This is a genomic window from Polynucleobacter parvulilacunae (genome assembly GCF_018881715.1).
GTDB classification, from domain to species: Bacteria; Pseudomonadota; Gammaproteobacteria; order Burkholderiales; family Burkholderiaceae; genus Polynucleobacter; species Polynucleobacter parvulilacunae.
In genome coordinates this window covers 193887-210478 of the sequence record NZ_JACVPW010000001.1, presented here as the reverse complement: position 1 = coordinate 210478, position 16592 = coordinate 193887, and the positions used below count along the sequence as shown (strand labels likewise).

The following is a 16592-nucleotide window of genomic DNA, read 5'->3' as shown; positions in this document are numbered from 1 at the left end:
AACACCATATTTTCTCGATATATGGGAGTAAACGATAGCTACCTTTTAAGATAGGTATAGAGTTTGATATCTCATTTATGATGTTTTTTATGCAATACATGGCACTGAGAAATACCAAATATTGCTTAAATACTTCCAGGGTATTGCTAACGCCTAATGTGAGGAGGGTAATCCTCCTCGCGTATCAATCCCCTTTACAAGCCAATCGTATAAGTCATCATCACATTTGTAGTATTAATGTTCTGAAACGGCTCTTGGCGGTAAATACCAGTAATGCCAATGGTTTGGTTCTTTTCAATCGCATAGTAAGCACCAATCGACGCTGTTGCGCGAGTATTAACCTGATTAGGATTCACTTGCACAGTGTCTGTAGCTCCACCATAGGCGCCGGTAACAGTCCAAGTGCCATAGTTGCTACTCAAATTAGTCTCAAGACCAGCGCTAGCCATCAGTGTGAGTTCGGGTGTAGCTTTGGTTGTTATGCCAACTCCAGCTAATGCGGTAGTGGCATTGGCATTAATCGCGCTATAGCTTAGCGGCAGGGTAACGTTAGCATTGGCACCTTCGCTATAACCATTGACCTTTTGGGATAGATACCGAATGCCAGCGTAAGGGGAGATAATCAGATTATCAGTTACGGCAAAGCCGTACTTGCCCACCAGTTGAACTGATTGGGTATAAATGTTGGTTGATCCCTGGCCTGGCTCTGCACTGTTGACTACTGGGCGTGTAATAGTGGCGCTCTTCTGCCCTAAACCGGCAGAAACTTTCACTTCTGCACCGGTGCCATTATCATTTTCCGACCAAGCGGCAAAGATACCAACCATTGGAGTGCCGTTATCAAGCTTTACGCTGCCATTGTTAGTGTTATTTGAAAGGTTTTGGTCAGCATAGGCACCAATACGCACTTGTTTGGCTGCTTTTACAGCTGCAATAATTAAAGCGCTAGTCGAGTTCATGCCGGTGGTGGCATCTACGGTTTGATAGCGTCCACCAGTTGATAAGCAAATGCCGTTCTCACCAAAGGTGTTGCAATCATAGGATAGGCTATTAATTAAAGCCGATGATTGGGAAGTGAGGATGCTTTGCACTTGCTGGGCAGACAAGGTAATAGAGGCATCCGTATCAGGTACGGTAGCGCCACTTAAGAGCAAATCATAAGTGCCATCAGCATTTTGAACAAAGTGATAGTTAATGCCAGCGTATTGACCCATCAAAGATCCAGAAATACCAGTAGTAGCAGAGATAGAGTTTTTATTGTTATCGATGATGTTTAGCGCGCTAGGCAACACTGTGCCAGAGACAACATTGGTCAGGCTTTTATCTTGGATGGGGCCAAGAAACTCAATGTTGTAGGTGCTGACGCTACCAACCCCATTACTCACTGCTAATTGACCGTATTGCGTGCCATTAACCAAGGTGGTATAGGTAGTGGGTAAGTTGCCGGTATAGGTGAGGGGGCCATTAGGGTTACCAACACCTTGCAAGTTGGCCAGAGTTGTAATGGTGCCGCTAGTATTGTTAATGCCAAACCCACCACCAGTGGAGTACATGCTGCCATTGTTGGTGATGGTGGTAATGGAGCCACCAGCGTTATTGGCTATTGCAGTGCCACCACCAGTAGAGTAAATGCTGCCATTGTTGGTGATGGTATCAATTTGACCAGCATTTTTAAGTGCAGTGCCACCAGTTGTAGAGGAGATTGATCCAGAGTTATTGATGGTTCCTATGGATGCAAGGGAGCTATTATTGATGCCAATAGTGCCAGCAATTAAACCACCGGCAAGATTATTAATTTCACCTATAGTGGCGCTGGTAGGGCCGCTGCCGTTAACCCCATTATTAATGCCAGACCCCAAAATTCCTGTTCCATTGGTGTAAATTCTCCCGGAGTTATTGATGGTTCCTATTTCGCCCCCAAACAGGATGCGAATCGCATCACCTCCTTGACCGGAACCGCTAATATCGCCGAGGTTATTAATCACCCCGATGCTGCCGGAGGAGGTTTGGGAAATGCCGGCGATTGATCCTGACCCATAGTTATTAATTGTTCCAATAGTCCCTCTGTTATTGCTTATAGCTGAGGATGAAACGCTATTAATCTGCCCATAATTATTCAATAAAGAAATGGCTCCACCATTGCCAATCGCTGTACCACCGCTTGTAGATGTAGCAGTAATTAAGCCTGATTCGCCGTTGTAAATTTCACCTATAGCCCCCTGGTTATATATTGCGGTCCCCCCGAGTTTTGTTGCCACAATGGAGCCAAAATTATTCAATAGGCTAATGCTTAGATTTGAGCTGCCAAGGTATACCCCGTAATCCGCTTGAATTTTTCCATCTACGCCATTGGTAATGGTAGCCCCAGTTGCTGCGGCTGTATTTAGCTGAATACCAACACTTGATACAAGGATTTGGGAGTTGTTTGTTACGGTTGCATTATTGCCATTGATGAGCATTCCGTAAACAGCGATGGGACCACCAATATCGTTAAAAGCAGAATTATTAATCAATTGCACCTCACTTTTGCCGTTAGTGCTCATCCAGTAAGAGTTTAAGCCCGTCCCTAGATTGGTCCAAGTAGGGGGTGTTACTGGTGGGGTGTGAACGCAAACCGCTCCACTACTTGTTGCTGAGTACTGCCCATTCGCGTTGATGGAGCAGTTAATATTAGTTTGCCCCATCGCCCCTTGACTCAATAGCAAGCCTGCTACTAGAGCGAATGGGGAGAGTTTATAAGCCAATAGAATCACAAGATCTGATCGCTGTATTGGTGAGGGCTGGGGGTATTTCATAAGATATCCTTAATGTGAATCAATACCACTTTAGGCATATTTATTAATTTCTACAACTATCTTTTAAGATAGTACCAATTAAAAAAATAATCAATTTACTCCTGAAGGAGCATTAATTCCCTCTTGAGTTTCGCTCTCCAAGGGTCGTAGGTCAGGTTGGTTGTTATGAAGCTGCGCTCTGATATGGTTTTCCATATCTTTTAATGATTGCGTTTCTATACGTCGATGTTTACCGATAGTGACATAGGCCCTTAAAACGCCAATATTCACTAATTTTTGAATAGTTCCACGGGAAAGTCCAAGAGCCTTTGCGCATTCGCCTGTTGTATAAAACTCACGTTCACCTATTTTTTTAATGGTTCCCATTTTGTTCATTTGAAATCCCTATTCTTTAATTTGGTATTGATAGTTGTCATTTTGCGTTTTTATGATGATTTTGTAATCTGTCTCATGGGATGGTATTTTTGTGATTTTTTATGTATTAAGATAAAAGAAGTTGAAAAATTAAATGAGGTGGAGTGTGATTTATCTTATTGACGACGACGATGAGATGCGTGATTCTCTGTCTGGAGCTTTAAAAAGAATGCATTATTCAGTTACTAGCTTTTCATCTGCAAATGACTTTATTGAAAGCGTTCGATTCCCTAAGTCACCTTCTGTAATACTGCTAGATATGCAAATGCCTCAAATGAGTGGCATTCAACTTCAAGAATGGTTGATGTCCAATAATTGCCAGACACCAATTATTTTTATTAGCGGGCAAAGTCATCCACAGCAGATTATTGATGGGTTACATAACGGAGCGTATCGTTTTTTGCTCAAGCCATTTGAATTACATGAGCTTAAGGACTTCATAGATGGTGCTATGGCCATGGATGAGGGTAGGGATAGGCTAGATACCGCATACGCCAAATTGACACCTAGAGAAAAGGAAGTTTTTATTGAGCTGGCGAAGGGGCGTTTAGTGAAGCAAATAGCCTTGGATAGAGGGGTATCTGAATCTGTAATTAAGTTACATAAGGCTCAGGCAATGAAAAAGTTGGGGGCTAAATCACTACAGGCTTTGGCTAATTTTTACAAAGCACTGAATATTCAATGAAATTAGCCAATTAAAGCAGGCGAGTTAATCGACCTGGGTAGTTGCTTTTGCCGATGAGTTGGATTTTCTTAGCTGAATACATAGCGTAGCTCCCCCAGTCTCGTTATTGCTCGCATTGATGGAGCCGTTATGGTTTTCTATAATTGAGCGAGAAAGCCACAACCCTATACCCATACCCTTTGTTTTGGTTGTTTGAAATAAGTCAAATGCCTTTTTTAAGAAGCCGGGCTTAAAGCCATAGCCACTGTCTTTTACATCCAGCTGTATCCTTTCATCACCCTCGATGAGGGATACCTCAATGATTCTTGGTCCATCATATTCCCGCAGTGCATCAATAGCATTGTTAATGGCATTTAACAAAACCATCTGAATTTGTCCCTTATCCCCGTAAAAATGAATATTTGGATTGATAAATTTTTTCAAATCAATATTGACACTTGTAATTTCTCGATTCATGAGTTCAAAAACTTCTTTTAAGGTATCACTCAGGTTGAAATTTTCATACCCAACCTCACCAGCTACAAAAAGACCTCTTAGGTTAACAATTATTTTTGTAGCCCTACGAGTTGCCTTCATCAATCCGTAGGCAATATCTTTTAGGTTGGTGATATTTTCGGCCGTTATTCCATGGTTCTCAATGGACGCAATCTCAATTCCTAGGCTTTCACTATTAATGCTTATAGCTCCTAGGGGGCTATTGATTTCATGGGCAACAGAACTAATTACAGTGCCAAGTTTATTTGCCTTTGCGTACGCTGCTGTTGATTTAAGCAAAAGGCTTTTTTCTTCTAAGAGAATTTCTAATTGTCTGTTTAGGGATTCAATTTTCTCCAATTTGCTTAATTTAATCGAGGCAATCGAGAGCTCAATCTCTTGATTTATTGTTTTGGTTGATAAATCTTTTTCGGTTGTAATATCAAGAATATAACCAGACCATATAAGGGAGCCGTTAAGATATGAATTGCTTGGTTGTGACGAAAATCGCACCCATTTGATGGCATTGCTACGGGTTTTAATTTTCCCTTCAAAAAAAAATGGTGATTGAGTTCTGTGAACTTCTTGGTCTAATTTTCGAATTCTATCGATGTCATCCTCAGAGAACATTTTAAGTATTAGATTTGCAAATATGGGAATTTCATTTTCTGTTATTTCAAATATTTCCAGTGCTTTGCTATTTAGAAAATGGTAATTGCCAATCTCATCTGCGGTACGAGTATATTCATATAGTCCGCATGGTACCGTGTTGGCCAATCGTTTGAGGAGTTCATTCGAATGTATCAGACTGGAATTGAATTCATAATTCATAAGCAAAGTCCTCGAGGATAATCAAGTATTTTTTGGCTAAGGATGTAATATTACTTGTCACAACTTATTTTTTAAAGATTAAATTTTCCATAGATTCCATATCTTGTGCTTGATGATGTTGTGCCCTTGGTAACTAATCAGGACGAATATTTTAAGGTGGTGCACTTATTTTTCTTAATTAGGGGCTAAAGCATGGCCGTAATCGACTTTAATTCGATGAGTTACTTAGGTTCCATTTTTCATGAGGGCGACTAATAAGTTATTAATACAAGGGGCTAATTAGACTAGTAAAGTCAAATATTTAATAGTTGCTAGTATTCAGAAGTTTGGGTTACCGTAAATATACTGAAATTGAAGGCGGAAATACCTCAAGTCAAGATACTGTAATAAAGGGCTTTAAGTACTTGAGGATGCTCGAATAGGAAAGATGGTATTTGAAATCAATTTTCATCGTATGTCGTCCCAAGTGAAACTTTTCAATCTATTACAAGCGTTGAGATCCTCAATCAGCACTACATCTAAGTATTCACGAACTAAATTAGCAACTTTTTTTCTCGGCTCATTTTGGATAATGCAACTATCTTTTAGAATGCCTGGTGGATGACTATTGCCAATATCTTTGCAGAAGGTGCTTCTAATCAAATTTGTTATTTCTTCTTGTTGCTTCAGGGCAATAATCAAGATGTTTTCCTTAACAGACTCCACAGGAGCCTCTCCTAAATTTGTCATGCATGAATTGCAAACTAATAATGATGGCCTTTTGCAAAATACCCCATTTTTCCTTCTCTTACTGATCCTACTCAAATTAATTTTTCTTTTGCATTTATAGCAATTATTAATTAATACAATATTGTGAATAGGGCAGATTCGCGTCGAAATCCAGCGCCATGAATCTCGAAAAAATGGAGTTACATCTGATGTAAGGCAGGCAGGACAATATTTATAAATTGGTGAGTGATTTTTATCAATGGTTAGAAACAGAAAATCTGGCTCAGAGAGGATTGAGCTAACTGGGAAATTAATCTGACTTAAGGAGGGGTCCTCAAAGCCTAAAATACTGCCAATTTTTATTAAATCGATCTGGACATGACCAATATCAATTAAGTGACCGGGGGTTTCGCAACCAATTGACTTCATTAATAATTTAAGCGAAATTACATTATCTAGGGAAGCGCGTGCCACCCATGAGCTAAACGCTTCACCTTCTTGGATTGGGGATATCCCATAAATGCGTTGATACTTTGGTAACCAATTCCCACCAAGCTGTTCAAGCCCTCTAAAGGTTCCTGTTTCTATGGGTCCAATATCGAAGAATCGCTTTACCATGTTGCATCCAGCTCCATTTGTCTGGTAGATAGCGTGCTTTGATTTCGGGTATCAAATTGGCGCCAAACTTTTCTTATGTGCTGCTCATAAGCAGTGCGAACATAAAACAGTTCGTCAGCGGTAATTTCGGATTGCAAGTACGATTGTGCGGGACCAAAAAGACGCTCAATCAGAGAGGCGCTACTCTTGGATGGTTGGCGCATTGACAGTTTAGATAGGCGATTTCCGAGATTGTGGGGCCACTGATGCAAAAGTTCAATAGCTTGATTGATCATTTGATTCGCCTCATCAATAGTCAATATTTTTCTGCCATGCCCGGGGCCATAGCTCCCCAAGTTAAATATGCAGTGACCTAGGAACCACAGGGTTTTGCATAGCCCATCTAGGGATAGATTGGCCAGTCTATCTATCTCCCTATCCGCAAGAAGGCCCCTAGTTGGCGAAGTTTCTTGATTAAATCGATTTTCTATCAGGCTGGCTATAAAAAGAGACCCAGGAGATGCGGTATAGGATTGAGATTCTTTTAAAGGGTGGCCACATCCACAATAATCTATAAATCGACGATTCCACTTAAGGCGCTTTCCGCAGCCACCGCAACTATCTATTAAAGAGGTTTTATGGGTAGGACATGCAGTATAAAAAGTCAGGGACCAAGAACCACGTAAATAATTGGACTCTTCTAAACACTTTGGGCAAACTTTGGAATACCTACTGGCTAAGAATGCTGATTTTGTAATGAGCTCACCATTAATTTGCCAAATATATTCCCCTCCGGTTCGAGAAACCTCAATACCAGAGAGTTGCGAAAGTTCTGCAACTGAATTAAGGCAATAGTTGGCAATCCTTGGTATATCTTGCATGCGAATTTCTTTAGTGTCTTCGCAAATAAGTTCTATTAAATTGGCGGGACCCCCTTTTAAGTAGTTTGCATGAATTACTCTAACTAAAAATCCATAGCCATCTTCTCCTGGATGAGGTTGTACTCGATGAAATAGCCTATCCATGATTAGGTTCAAACGGATTGGGCCTACTTTGCCCAAAGGTCTTTTGGCATGCTTGGTAAAGGTGACCCTCAGCGCTGGGTGATTTAGCTTGAGCGGCAAACCAGACTGCTTGAGCGACAAAGTCTTTCACATCTCGAATATTGCCCTCGGTTATGAGATGTATTTTTGAGGCATATCTCTCAAGATTGGATCTTTCTGGCAAGGGAATGGCTTCATCAATTGCACTGAGAACATCTTCAAACTCAGGGCCATTGCTAAAACATCTCAATAGGAATACCCCCTTCCAGCGAGTTCGAACCTGGGAGTCAATATCCAATATCTTTTGCAGGCCTGGAGTCCCAGAAAAAATAAAAGCAACATTTGATGAGTTATAAATATCTTTTATGAGATCTCCAACCTTCCCTCCAATTCGATCGGCAACCCGTGTTGCCAATACATTTAGCCAGAGATGCTGAGCCTCATCACAGATGATTGCTATTGTTTTGGCAGCAACAAGCGCGGCGAGCAAGATTTTTTGAAGATCCGCTATGCTGCGGTCGTTCAAAAGAGCCATGTTTTGTCCCAATTGTTTTAACAATGTTCGCAAGAAATCTCTTTGGCTTGGCTGAGCTGAAAACGAAACTTTCACAATTGGGCATATTCGTGCATGGATAGTTTCTTGGGGTATATATTTTTTCATGATCTGCTCTAGCAAGAAGCTCTTGCCACAGCCACCATCTCCTAGGAGCCAGACTCCACCAGGGCGCTCGCCCCCTTCCTTGGACCGCAACAATAGGTGATCAGCAAATTCCATTGCCTCCTTAAATTGATCGTGAGCAATGGGAACATTTCGGACAAATTTATGCATCTCCCAGGAATTATGTCGAGCCATTATCTGGTCGCGCAACCGCTCTGCAGTAATTTCTTCGCGTATCTCAGGAGTAATTGATGCAAATAAGTTCCCCGTATTAAAGTCGGTGGAATTCATCATGTACCCCACGTCAATTTCTTACGAACATATGCGGGAAATTGAATAACTTCGGCAGAAGATTCCTCGGCGCCTAAATGTTGATTTGCAAATACATTGCCGATCGACTTATTTTTCCCCTCAATCACTGAGTTAGAGTTGATTCCAGCTAGTCTTGCAGCTTCAGAGCGATGAAATTTATTTTGGCCTGTTATGGAGTCTTCTACAGCTTTATCAACTTTTCTTCGAGTTTTCATAAGCTCATAGATTGCATTTTTTTTATTGAGCTTTATTTCCCCTTCTTTTCGCAAATATCGATGTTGATATTCACTAAGGCCGCTACTGTATTCGGGTCTCGTAGATTGAACCTCGAAATATTCATCTGTGATCGGGTTTTTGACTTGGGCGGATCCAAGGTCTTCTCGATTGATGACAAACTCAACTTTCTGACCCTTCCCAATAGTCCTCATCAGTTCACTTAGTTCATCGCTAGCATAATTAATCCATTTGTATCTCAGGCCTTCATTAGTGAGTGTCCCCTCAACATGTTTTCCCACCATGATGTCAATATCGTCGAGATTGGCCGCATAGCGTGGGGGCGCAAGTTTTATTCCGGCATTCCAGAGATCCAGTGGAGTTGCCTGATTGTCAGCATTGGGAAGTACATTGTGAAAATCACAAATCCAAAGGTGCATTAAGTATGTGAAGGTGGAAATTTTTATTACTGAATCTACTTCAGGATCGTAATCCCCCCGTTTTAATAAGCTTGGAAATGTCCTTCCCGGCAAGGTCTCAAATAGAGTCTCATTGATAGTTCCAAAGAATCGCTCAATGGATGCCTTATGCCATGGAGCTCTCGTCGCGCAATACTCATAATGTGCGCCTGTCCTTTCGACCATTCTTCGGCATTGTTCGGCTAGATAGTCGCTTCCCCTATCAAACTCGTAATATTGGGCAAATCCAAATGAAGGCCATGGGTTTTTTATGTCAGGCCATCTTTTTTGAACATCAAGATGTGCTGTCATAGAGTGTTTAAAGCACTCGGCAATACTTTCAACACCTGTTTTTTGGAAGGAGAATGAGAATCCGACAATGATTCCTGAGTAGCGATCTTTCATCGTTGTTAACCAAGGCCTGCCAATGCACAAATGCAGTTCATCATCTACAACCATAATATCTAAGAGAGTATGGTCAACCTCGATGACATCTAGCGGGTACTCCGAAGGAAGGTGGCCTTTAATCATTCGAAAATGGTTGTCGGCGTATTGTTTTCCATGTCTTGCAACCATGACATCATATTTATTTTTTACCTTGATGCGTTCATAGAAGGTACGATCGGAAACAATGGTTAGTTGTGGCTTGTTGCTTAAGGCTCGACTATTATTTTCAATTTCTAGTGCCTCTAGATACCCTCGGTAGGCGCTTGCAATTCCAGGTCTAGTTTTTACTAGGTATTTGGCCTCGATCTGATCTTGCATAAATTGCTCGCTTTCGCGATCAATCCTTTTTTTTCTCCGCCTATACGAATTCATTGATATAAGAGAATGCATCCTTTGGTTTGACTCATCGAATTTTTGCCACCATCTGTGAATCGAAGTTGGGCTCGGAGGCTTCTTATCAAAAATTTCTTGAGCTATTTCTTTGATCGCTTCTATAAGGTATTTTTTCTTACCCCGCGTAAACTTTCTTTTTATCAGGCCTGAGATGTAGAGGCTTTTCCTAAGCGCATTTGCCCGATTTTTTTCTGAGAGATTATCAATAAACTCACTTGGTTTAATTGGCTCAGCCTCTCCAAAGGTGATGATTTCTTTATCCGACGAGAAGCTTTTTATGATTTTTAGTTTTTTGGAAACGTATTCCTCCCAGAATTGATTTTCTGCGATGGAGATAATTTCCCCTGTCTCAAGATCTGCAAATTCAATCGCATTGCCAATATGAGAAGTTAATCTGAGCTCCTCTCCTATGCGTGAAATCACCAGGCCAGGCTCAAGTAGGAAGCTATTCATACTTCCTCCTCATCATCATTTTCTTTTTTTGTAGGAGGATTGCTACCAATTGCCTCATCTCGGCGTTCCCAAGATTTTCGAGTGGGGCGCTCAGATTTTTGGACACCATCAAGAGGTGTTGGCTGAGAAAATCCGCATATAACTCTAAATGGGTTTGGCGGATGATCGTACTGTCGCCCAATCTTCGCAAGTGATATGAGTCGTTTATCTTCGGGCCGATAACCCAAAGCCAATTTTTCCAAAAAATCACCATGTTGACCTGAGGCAAGAATTGTTTCAATTGAGAGTCCCTTGAATGGTTTGTTTGGCAGACTTACTTCGGCTTGATCATCTAGTGATGCATTCCAATCGATACACAGCTTTCTTTTCGCGATTAGGGTGTAGATATCGACTAACTCAACTTCAGCTTTTGCCATCAACTCATGAATTGAGATGCCCGTATTAGCGGAAGATAGAATGGCCTCAACTTTCAGATAGGCATCCCCACGAATGTTGCTAGTTGCATACCTGAAGAGCAACTTAATTGTTTTGAAGCGTGGACATTCTTCTAGTTGTGTGTCGACTAAAAATCGAAACTTCTTCTTTGGCTTTAAGTGGTTTGCGATATCAATGTATTTGGACATAGATTCATCAATCACTAAGTGCCTAAGGCTTTTGACCTCAAGTAGTAATTCAGAGCGATCTGTCAGCACTACCAAGTAGTCAGGGGTGTAGCGGCGCTTTATCCCTTGGGAGTCCAGATACTCCTCGGTAAATGGTTGTGAAGCAATCGAGATGACATCCGAACACAGCGCAAGTGTTGTGACGCAAAACCTCTCCAGATAGGATTCCCATTGAGCGGGGAGAGGGGTTAGGCCCCTTATGAATGCTCCACCTGTAGTTCGCCAGGGGGAGGACTTAATCAGATCTTTGGCTTCCGAAAGATTTTTAGCCTTTTTTCCAAATCGACCTTTGGGCTTACGACGTTGTATTTTTTTCATGAATTTTCTCGCTAGGGGCTATTAATTACATTCAAATGAATATAATTAGTGTCAGCGCCTCAAAATTTAGGTTGCAAAAGGCTTGACCTAGCGTTCTAAATTCGAGAAAATAAACATACCAATAGTTTTGTCTCAAATAAAAAGCTTGACCAGATAGCCTGAGAGGGTGAATCTGGTTTTTTTATGGGCTCATTTTGTTTTCCTTGTGACCTAATAGCTCTAGGTGTTTAGTTTTGAACTGCTTGCTAATTTGTTGCTATCTGTATATCATTGCGAATATTAATAAATCAATTATCTTTAATTAAGGCTAAAAAATAGTCTATAAATAGTTAAAAATATTCAAAATCATATATTTTAACACTACATGAACAACACCCCAGATTTTTCCTATAAGTTAGGTGAGCGAATTCGCGAAGAGCGTAAGCGTTTAGGCCTTACTCAGGCAGAGTTTGCGGAGCGTGTTGGGGTGAAGGTGTTGGCGCAAGGTGCCTATGAAGGTGGGCGAAGAGAGCCCAGGGCCTCATACTTTGACCTAGCCTCCAAGATTGGTGCTGACGCGGTTTACTTGGTAACAGGCAATAGGCTATTAGCTAGTCCTTCGCAAATTGATTTGCGCAAAGCCGAGATGGATGCCTTTAGCGCTTTGGATGATGAGATGCTTAATAAGTATGGTTCGCTCCTTGACGGGAAAGAGCGATATTTTGTATTTGATGCCTTACGGGATCGACTACTTCTTTCTAGATAGGCTGTCTGCCTATTGCATAAGTTGGCTGTAAAATCGCAAATATCAGCTTATTTCCCCCCTTTCTATTCTGATGGCTTGCAAACCCTTATTCTTAAAGGGTCCGGCTTGGAGTCTTGTATTTCTCGTAGCTTAAGTTGGGACTCTGTATTTCAGTAAAATCAATCACTTGCAGAAAATCCCGCAGATAAAAATTTCAGATTCTAAATTTAAATCTGACCGTTGATTTCAAAATTATCAATAAGTAGTAAATTTGCTCAAAATTTGGATTATTAATCGCCTGGAGAGGCTCGAGCCATATACCTATTGGGGGTTAAGTACCAATTTAAGCTGCGAAAGTCCCAAGTTAGACTGCGAGCCATAATTTCGGGCTCATCAGCATTCTCCAATCGGTGACTGTCCAGTCTAGGCAGGACGGATTGGAGCGGTAAGGGCTTTAGGCTGATTTATCTGTAGGAATCGACCTACCAACCTGTCCCCATTATAAAAAGGGGCTAAATCCTTAAAGAATTTATGGTGATCCGCCCTTGAAATACCAGGAATCAGACCTATATAATCAGCACTCCCTACACGCGAGTGCTAAAACAGCGGGTTTTTAGATAAATCAGCCTTAGTTTGCGTGTGAGAGATTATAAAGCATTGATTTATATAGTTTATTTAAATAGTTAACACTTACTAACATAGGAGAAGAGATGAATTTGCGTCCCTTACATGATCGCGTAATCATCAAGCGTTTAGATCAAGAATCAAAAACTGCTTCCGGAATCATCATTCCTGACGCTGCTGCAGAAAAGCCTGATCAAGGTGAAGTTTTGGCAGTAGGCCCAGGCAAGCGCGATGACAGCGGCAAATTAAACGCACCTGACGTCAAAGTAGGCGATCGCGTGTTGTTTGGTAAATATGCAGGTCAAACAGTAAAAGTTGACAGCGAAGAACTCATCGTGATGCGTGAAGACGACATCATGGCTGTTGTACAGAAGTAATTTCGGTATTTAAGAGAGGAATTTAATCATGGCAGCAAAAGACGTTGTATTTGGAGATAGCGCCCGCACCAAGATGGTCGAAGGCGTAAATATTCTTGCTAATGCAGTGAAAACAACTTTGGGACCAAAAGGTCGCAATGTGGTGATCGAGCGTTCATTCGGTGGACCAACAATCACTAAAGACGGCGTATCCGTAGCAAAAGAAATCGAACTCAAAGACAAGCTCCAGAATATGGGCGCGCAGATGGTTAAGGAAGTTGCTTCCAAAACTGCTGACATCGCAGGTGACGGTACGACTACCGCTACTGTTTTGGCTCAGTCTATCGTTCGCGAAGGTATGAAATATGTTGTTTCAGGCCACAACCCAATGGACTTGAAGCGCGGTATCGACAAGGCTGTTACAGCTGCAATCGAAGAGCTCGCAAAAATCAGCAAGCCTTGCACTACTACTAAAGAAATCGCTCAAGTAGGTTCTATCTCTGCAAACAGCGACCACAGCATTGGTCAGCGCATTGCAGAAGCGATGGAAAAAGTAGGAAAAGAAGGCGTTATCACTGTTGAAGATGGCAAGTCTTTGGAAGACGAACTCGAAGTAGTTGAAGGTATGCAGTTTGACCGCGGCTACCTCTCTCCATACTTCATCAATCAACCAGAAAAACAAGTTGCCGTATTGGAAAGCCCATACGTTCTCTTGTTTGACAAGAAGATTGCCAACATCCGTGATTTGCTCCCGGTACTCGAGCAAGTAGCAAAATCTGGCCGTCCTTTGTTGATCATTGCGGAAGATGTTGAAGGCGAAGCCTTGGCAACTTTAGTTGTGAATAACATCCGCGGCATCATCAAGACCTGTGCTGTTAAGGCTCCAGGCTTTGGCGATCGTCGTAAAGCGATGTTGGAAGACATCGCGATTTTGACTGGCGGTACAGTAATCGCTGAAGAAATCGGACTCACACTCGAGAAAACAACTCTTGAGCATTTAGGTCAAGCGAAGCGCATCGAAGTAGGCAAAGAAAACACCATCATCATTGACGGTGCTGGCGATGCTAAAGCGATTGAAGCTCGTGTGAAGAACATTCGTGTTCAGATCGAAGAAGCTACTAGCGACTACGACAAAGAGAAGTTGCAAGAGCGTGTTGCTAAGTTGGCAGGCGGTGTTGCAGTGATTCGTGTTGGTGCTGCTACTGAAGTCGAAATGAAAGAGAAGAAAGCTCGCGTTGACGACGCATTGCATGCAACTCGTGCAGCCGTTGAAGAAGGCATTGTTCCTGGCGGTGGCGTAGCGTTGATTCGTGCGATGCAGGGCATCAAGGGCTTGAAAGGCGATAACGCTGATCAAGACGCTGGCATCAGCATCGTATTGCGCGCTATGCAAGAGCCATTGCGTACGATCGTTAGCAATGCCGGCGAAGATGCTGGTGTAGTTGTTAACGCTGTACAAGCAAGTACAGGTAATAACGGCTACAACGCAGCTACTGGTGAATACGGTGACCTCGTTGCTCAAGGTGTTATTGACCCAACTAAAGTAACAAAAACTGCATTGGTAAATGCAGCATCTGTTGCTGGCTTGTTATTGACTACCGATTGCGCTATCTCTGAAGCACCAAAAGATGAGTCTGGTGCTGGTGGTATGCCTGATATGGGTGGCATGGGTGGAATGGGTGGAATGGGCGGCATGATGTAATTGCCGTTAATTTCCTCAGCTACCAAGCTGTAGAAATAAGAGCGCCTGGTTCAAAAGACCGGGCGCTTTTTCTTTATAGGAGTAAGCTGTATCCACCATTACCACTGGAGCAGGCGTCAAAATGACTAGTCGCAATCAAGCAAATTCCTTTATATCAATGGGCTTGCTCTTTTTGGGCGCCACCTTTCTTTGTGAGACTGCAATCGCTCAATCAGTTGACGCTCAGCCAGTATTTCAGAAAAGTGTTTCAAACCTGCGTAATCAGCGTTATTGCGAAGTACTAGTGGGCAAGCGAGCTTGGCTCAATTTGGAAGTCAAGGTATTTAATACGCAAGGACTTAATCTTTGTCCTGAAGCGCAGTGGAAGACCTTAACCAAAGAATCTATTGAAAAGAGTTTCGATGCCTCTTTTGCTATCCTCAATGGACCGCGCTATTGGACGATGGATGAAATTCAGGCGGCGGGTAATACCATCAATGACGTAAAAGAATCTTTTGGCGGCATCGAAATGAACTTACGGGCAACAATCCAGTTAAGTTTGCTAAAGCAATTGATGGGTAGCAAACAATACACCCCAAATGAAATAGTCCGCACCACTAATTTTATATATAGGGTGGGTAGCGCTGTATATGAACTCACTTCTCCTGGAGGTGACGTGTATGTGATGCAGTCTTACTCACAGATTGTGAATCCTGCGCTCAATATGAAAGACTTGCCAGTATTGGGTGAGCAGCTGAAATTACCCGCTGGCTGGACGTATCGAAGCCGAGTGCTTGATCAAGACCTTTCTTTAGTAGCTAATGGAATTGCCTATGTACTGCAGGACAATTTATCCAATAGCTATCAAAGAAGATAGATCTTTATCAGCGGATTATTGAAAGAGTTTTTGTGTTCGCAATAAGTCTGCGTTGAAAGATTCGTATGGGAATAGTTGATTTGGAAACTCTAGGGCAAAGATCACATAAAGCGCAAACCCCATCAGCCCTAGGTAAAGAGCAGTTAAAAACCAATCCTCTTCATTCTTCACTGCCATAGCATAGCCGCTTAAAAGCGCACCAATCGATAGTAGAGCAAATAAGAAGCGTTCAAGAATCGGGGGAGGATGATGTCTAGCATTTAACATCCCATCACGCAAAACTTCCATGAGGTGATCAGTTTGGGGCCTTAAGATCTTGTCGGCCAATTCTCTACTGCCAATTGGTGCACGTGGAATGCTCAACATCATTAATTCATTAAACTCATTTAACTTGTTGCCTAGGCGAGCTATATTTGTATTTAGGGCAACGAATGTATTGACCTCTTTATATAGCTCAAGACGGTCTTCAAGAATTTCTTTTAAAGAGTTGCGTACCTCAATTTGATCTTTTGGACCAAGGTACTTACTAGATTGATAGAGTTGGGTAATGGCATCAGCTTGGGCGCGCATGAGGCTAACGCGTTTATCAAAATGTTCATTTGCACCCGAGAATGTAAAACCGAGAACCAGCGCCGATAATCCAAAGATAGCAGTCGCCAAAGAATCTCGAACGATTACCTGATTTGAGTTACGTAGGCGGTATTTTCCGAGGAGCCAACCTACCAATAAGAATGTGAGGATTGAGGCAAAAAATATTAGCGGCGCATATTTAACTATGTTGAGGTGATTCCCAATGAAATTTGGCATAGCAAGCTCTTGTAAGGTGGTATTGCTTTATTGAGGAGTTTGCTTAGTGTAATAAAAAACCG

The 16592-nt window shown here is 42.0% G+C and carries 14 protein-coding genes; 5 read left to right on the top strand and 9 right to left on the bottom strand.

Going from position 1 to position 16592, the window contains the following annotated elements:
• Positions 1–194 precede the first annotated feature (194 nt).
• Positions 195–2684 (bottom strand): beta strand repeat-containing protein, encoded by a 2490-nt coding sequence (locus ICN18_RS01045; RefSeq protein WP_216188702.1) that lies wholly within the window; start codon positions 2682–2684, stop codon positions 195–197.
• Positions 2685–2885: 201 nt separating this feature from the next.
• Positions 2886–3170 (bottom strand): excisionase family DNA-binding protein, encoded by a 285-nt coding sequence (locus ICN18_RS01040; protein WP_216188701.1) that lies wholly within the window; start codon positions 3168–3170, stop codon positions 2886–2888.
• A 133-nt stretch (positions 3171–3303) separates the two neighbouring features.
• Here ICN18_RS01040 and ICN18_RS01035 point away from each other — a divergent pair, with 133 nt between their 5' ends.
• Positions 3304–3894, top strand: a complete 591-nt coding sequence (locus ICN18_RS01035; protein ID WP_216188700.1) for a response regulator transcription factor — start codon at positions 3304–3306, stop codon at positions 3892–3894.
• A 24-nt stretch (positions 3895–3918) separates the two neighbouring features.
• Here ICN18_RS01035 and ICN18_RS01030 read toward each other — a convergent pair whose 3' ends face one another.
• The 6 genes from ICN18_RS01030 to ICN18_RS01005 all read right to left on the bottom strand — a co-directional run bounded on the left by ICN18_RS01030 (position 3919) and on the right by ICN18_RS01005 (position 11461).
• On the bottom strand, positions 3919–5199 hold the full coding sequence (locus ICN18_RS01030; RefSeq protein WP_216188699.1) for a PAS domain-containing sensor histidine kinase: 1281 nt from the start codon (positions 5197–5199) through the stop codon (positions 3919–3921).
• A 447-nt stretch (positions 5200–5646) separates the two neighbouring features.
• On the bottom strand, positions 5647–6525 hold the full coding sequence (locus tag ICN18_RS01025) for a TniQ family protein (RefSeq protein WP_216188698.1): 879 nt from the start codon (positions 6523–6525) through the stop codon (positions 5647–5649).
• Entirely contained in the window at positions 6519–7529 is a 1011-nt protein-coding gene (locus ICN18_RS01020) for a TniQ family protein (RefSeq protein WP_216188697.1), read from the bottom strand. Before ICN18_RS01020 ends, ICN18_RS01025 begins: the two co-directional genes overlap by 7 nt.
• A complete protein-coding gene (locus ICN18_RS01015; RefSeq protein ID WP_216188696.1) occupies positions 7522–8499 on the bottom strand; it encodes an ATP-binding protein in 978 nt (325 codons plus the stop codon). Before ICN18_RS01015 ends, ICN18_RS01020 begins: the two co-directional genes overlap by 8 nt.
• Complete coding sequence (locus ICN18_RS01010; protein WP_216188695.1) at positions 8496–10481, bottom strand: TnsB C-terminal domain-containing protein; 1986 nt, start codon at positions 10479–10481, stop codon at positions 8496–8498. The genes ICN18_RS01015 and ICN18_RS01010 overlap by 4 nt, the downstream gene beginning before the upstream one ends.
• On the bottom strand, positions 10478–11461 hold the full coding sequence (locus tag ICN18_RS01005; RefSeq protein ID WP_216188694.1) for a TnsA endonuclease N-terminal domain-containing protein: 984 nt from the start codon (positions 11459–11461) through the stop codon (positions 10478–10480). The genes ICN18_RS01010 and ICN18_RS01005 overlap by 4 nt, the downstream gene beginning before the upstream one ends.
• Positions 11462–11825: 364 nt before the next feature.
• Here ICN18_RS01005 and ICN18_RS01000 point away from each other — a divergent pair, with 364 nt between their 5' ends.
• The 4 genes from ICN18_RS01000 (at position 11826) to ICN18_RS00985 (ending at position 15723) form a co-directional block, all read left to right on the top strand.
• Positions 11826–12206 carry a helix-turn-helix domain-containing protein gene (locus ICN18_RS01000; RefSeq protein ID WP_216188693.1) on the top strand — a complete coding sequence of 127 codons (381 nt, stop codon included), beginning with the start codon at positions 11826–11828 and terminating at the stop codon, positions 12204–12206.
• Between the two features lie 689 nt (positions 12207–12895).
• The gene (locus ICN18_RS00995; protein WP_072582790.1) at positions 12896–13186 is read left to right on the top strand and encodes a co-chaperone GroES; all 291 of its coding nucleotides are present in this window, start codon (positions 12896–12898) and stop codon (positions 13184–13186) included.
• Positions 13187–13214: 28 nt separating this feature from the next.
• Complete coding sequence (groL, locus tag ICN18_RS00990) at positions 13215–14867, top strand: chaperonin GroEL (protein WP_215360191.1); 1653 nt, start codon at positions 13215–13217, stop codon at positions 14865–14867.
• A gap of 121 nt (positions 14868–14988) precedes the next feature.
• On the top strand, positions 14989–15723 hold the full coding sequence (locus ICN18_RS00985; RefSeq protein ID WP_216188692.1) for a hypothetical protein: 735 nt from the start codon (positions 14989–14991) through the stop codon (positions 15721–15723).
• A 15-nt stretch (positions 15724–15738) separates the two neighbouring features.
• Here ICN18_RS00985 and ICN18_RS00980 read toward each other — a convergent pair whose 3' ends face one another.
• Positions 15739–16530, bottom strand: coding sequence for a hypothetical protein (locus tag ICN18_RS00980; protein ID WP_216188691.1), 792 nt, complete (start codon positions 16528–16530; stop codon positions 15739–15741).
• Positions 16531–16592 lie beyond the last annotated feature (62 nt).

Bases quoted from the DNA above. Each gene is read 5' to 3' on its own strand.
- ICN18_RS01045 (WP_216188702.1), bottom strand. From the start codon at position 2,684: ATGGGGCAAACTAATATTAACTGCTCCATCAACGCGAATGGGCAGTAC.
- ICN18_RS01040 (WP_216188701.1), bottom strand. From the start codon at position 3,170: ATGAACAAAATGGGAACCATTAAAAAAATAGGTGAACGTGAGTTTTAT.
- ICN18_RS01035 (WP_216188700.1), top strand. From the start codon at position 3,304: ATGAGGTGGAGTGTGATTTATCTTATTGACGACGACGATGAGATGCGT.
- ICN18_RS01030 (WP_216188699.1), bottom strand. From the start codon at position 5,199: ATGAATTATGAATTCAATTCCAGTCTGATACATTCGAATGAACTCCTC.
- ICN18_RS01025 (WP_216188698.1), bottom strand. From the start codon at position 6,525: ATGGTAAAGCGATTCTTCGATATTGGACCCATAGAAACAGGAACCTTT.
- ICN18_RS01020 (WP_216188697.1), bottom strand. From the start codon at position 7,529: ATGGATAGGCTATTTCATCGAGTACAACCTCATCCAGGAGAAGATGGC.
- ICN18_RS01015 (WP_216188696.1), bottom strand. From the start codon at position 8,499: ATGATGAATTCCACCGACTTTAATACGGGGAACTTATTTGCATCAATT.
- ICN18_RS01010 (WP_216188695.1), bottom strand. From the start codon at position 10,481: ATGAATAGCTTCCTACTTGAGCCTGGCCTGGTGATTTCACGCATAGGA.
- ICN18_RS01005 (WP_216188694.1), bottom strand. From the start codon at position 11,461: ATGAAAAAAATACAACGTCGTAAGCCCAAAGGTCGATTTGGAAAAAAG.
- ICN18_RS01000 (WP_216188693.1), top strand. From the start codon at position 11,826: ATGAACAACACCCCAGATTTTTCCTATAAGTTAGGTGAGCGAATTCGC.
- ICN18_RS00995 (WP_072582790.1), top strand. From the start codon at position 12,896: ATGAATTTGCGTCCCTTACATGATCGCGTAATCATCAAGCGTTTAGAT.
- groL (WP_215360191.1), top strand. From the start codon at position 13,215: ATGGCAGCAAAAGACGTTGTATTTGGAGATAGCGCCCGCACCAAGATG.
- ICN18_RS00985 (WP_216188692.1), top strand. From the start codon at position 14,989: ATGACTAGTCGCAATCAAGCAAATTCCTTTATATCAATGGGCTTGCTC.
- ICN18_RS00980 (WP_216188691.1), bottom strand. From the start codon at position 16,530: ATGCCAAATTTCATTGGGAATCACCTCAACATAGTTAAATATGCGCCG.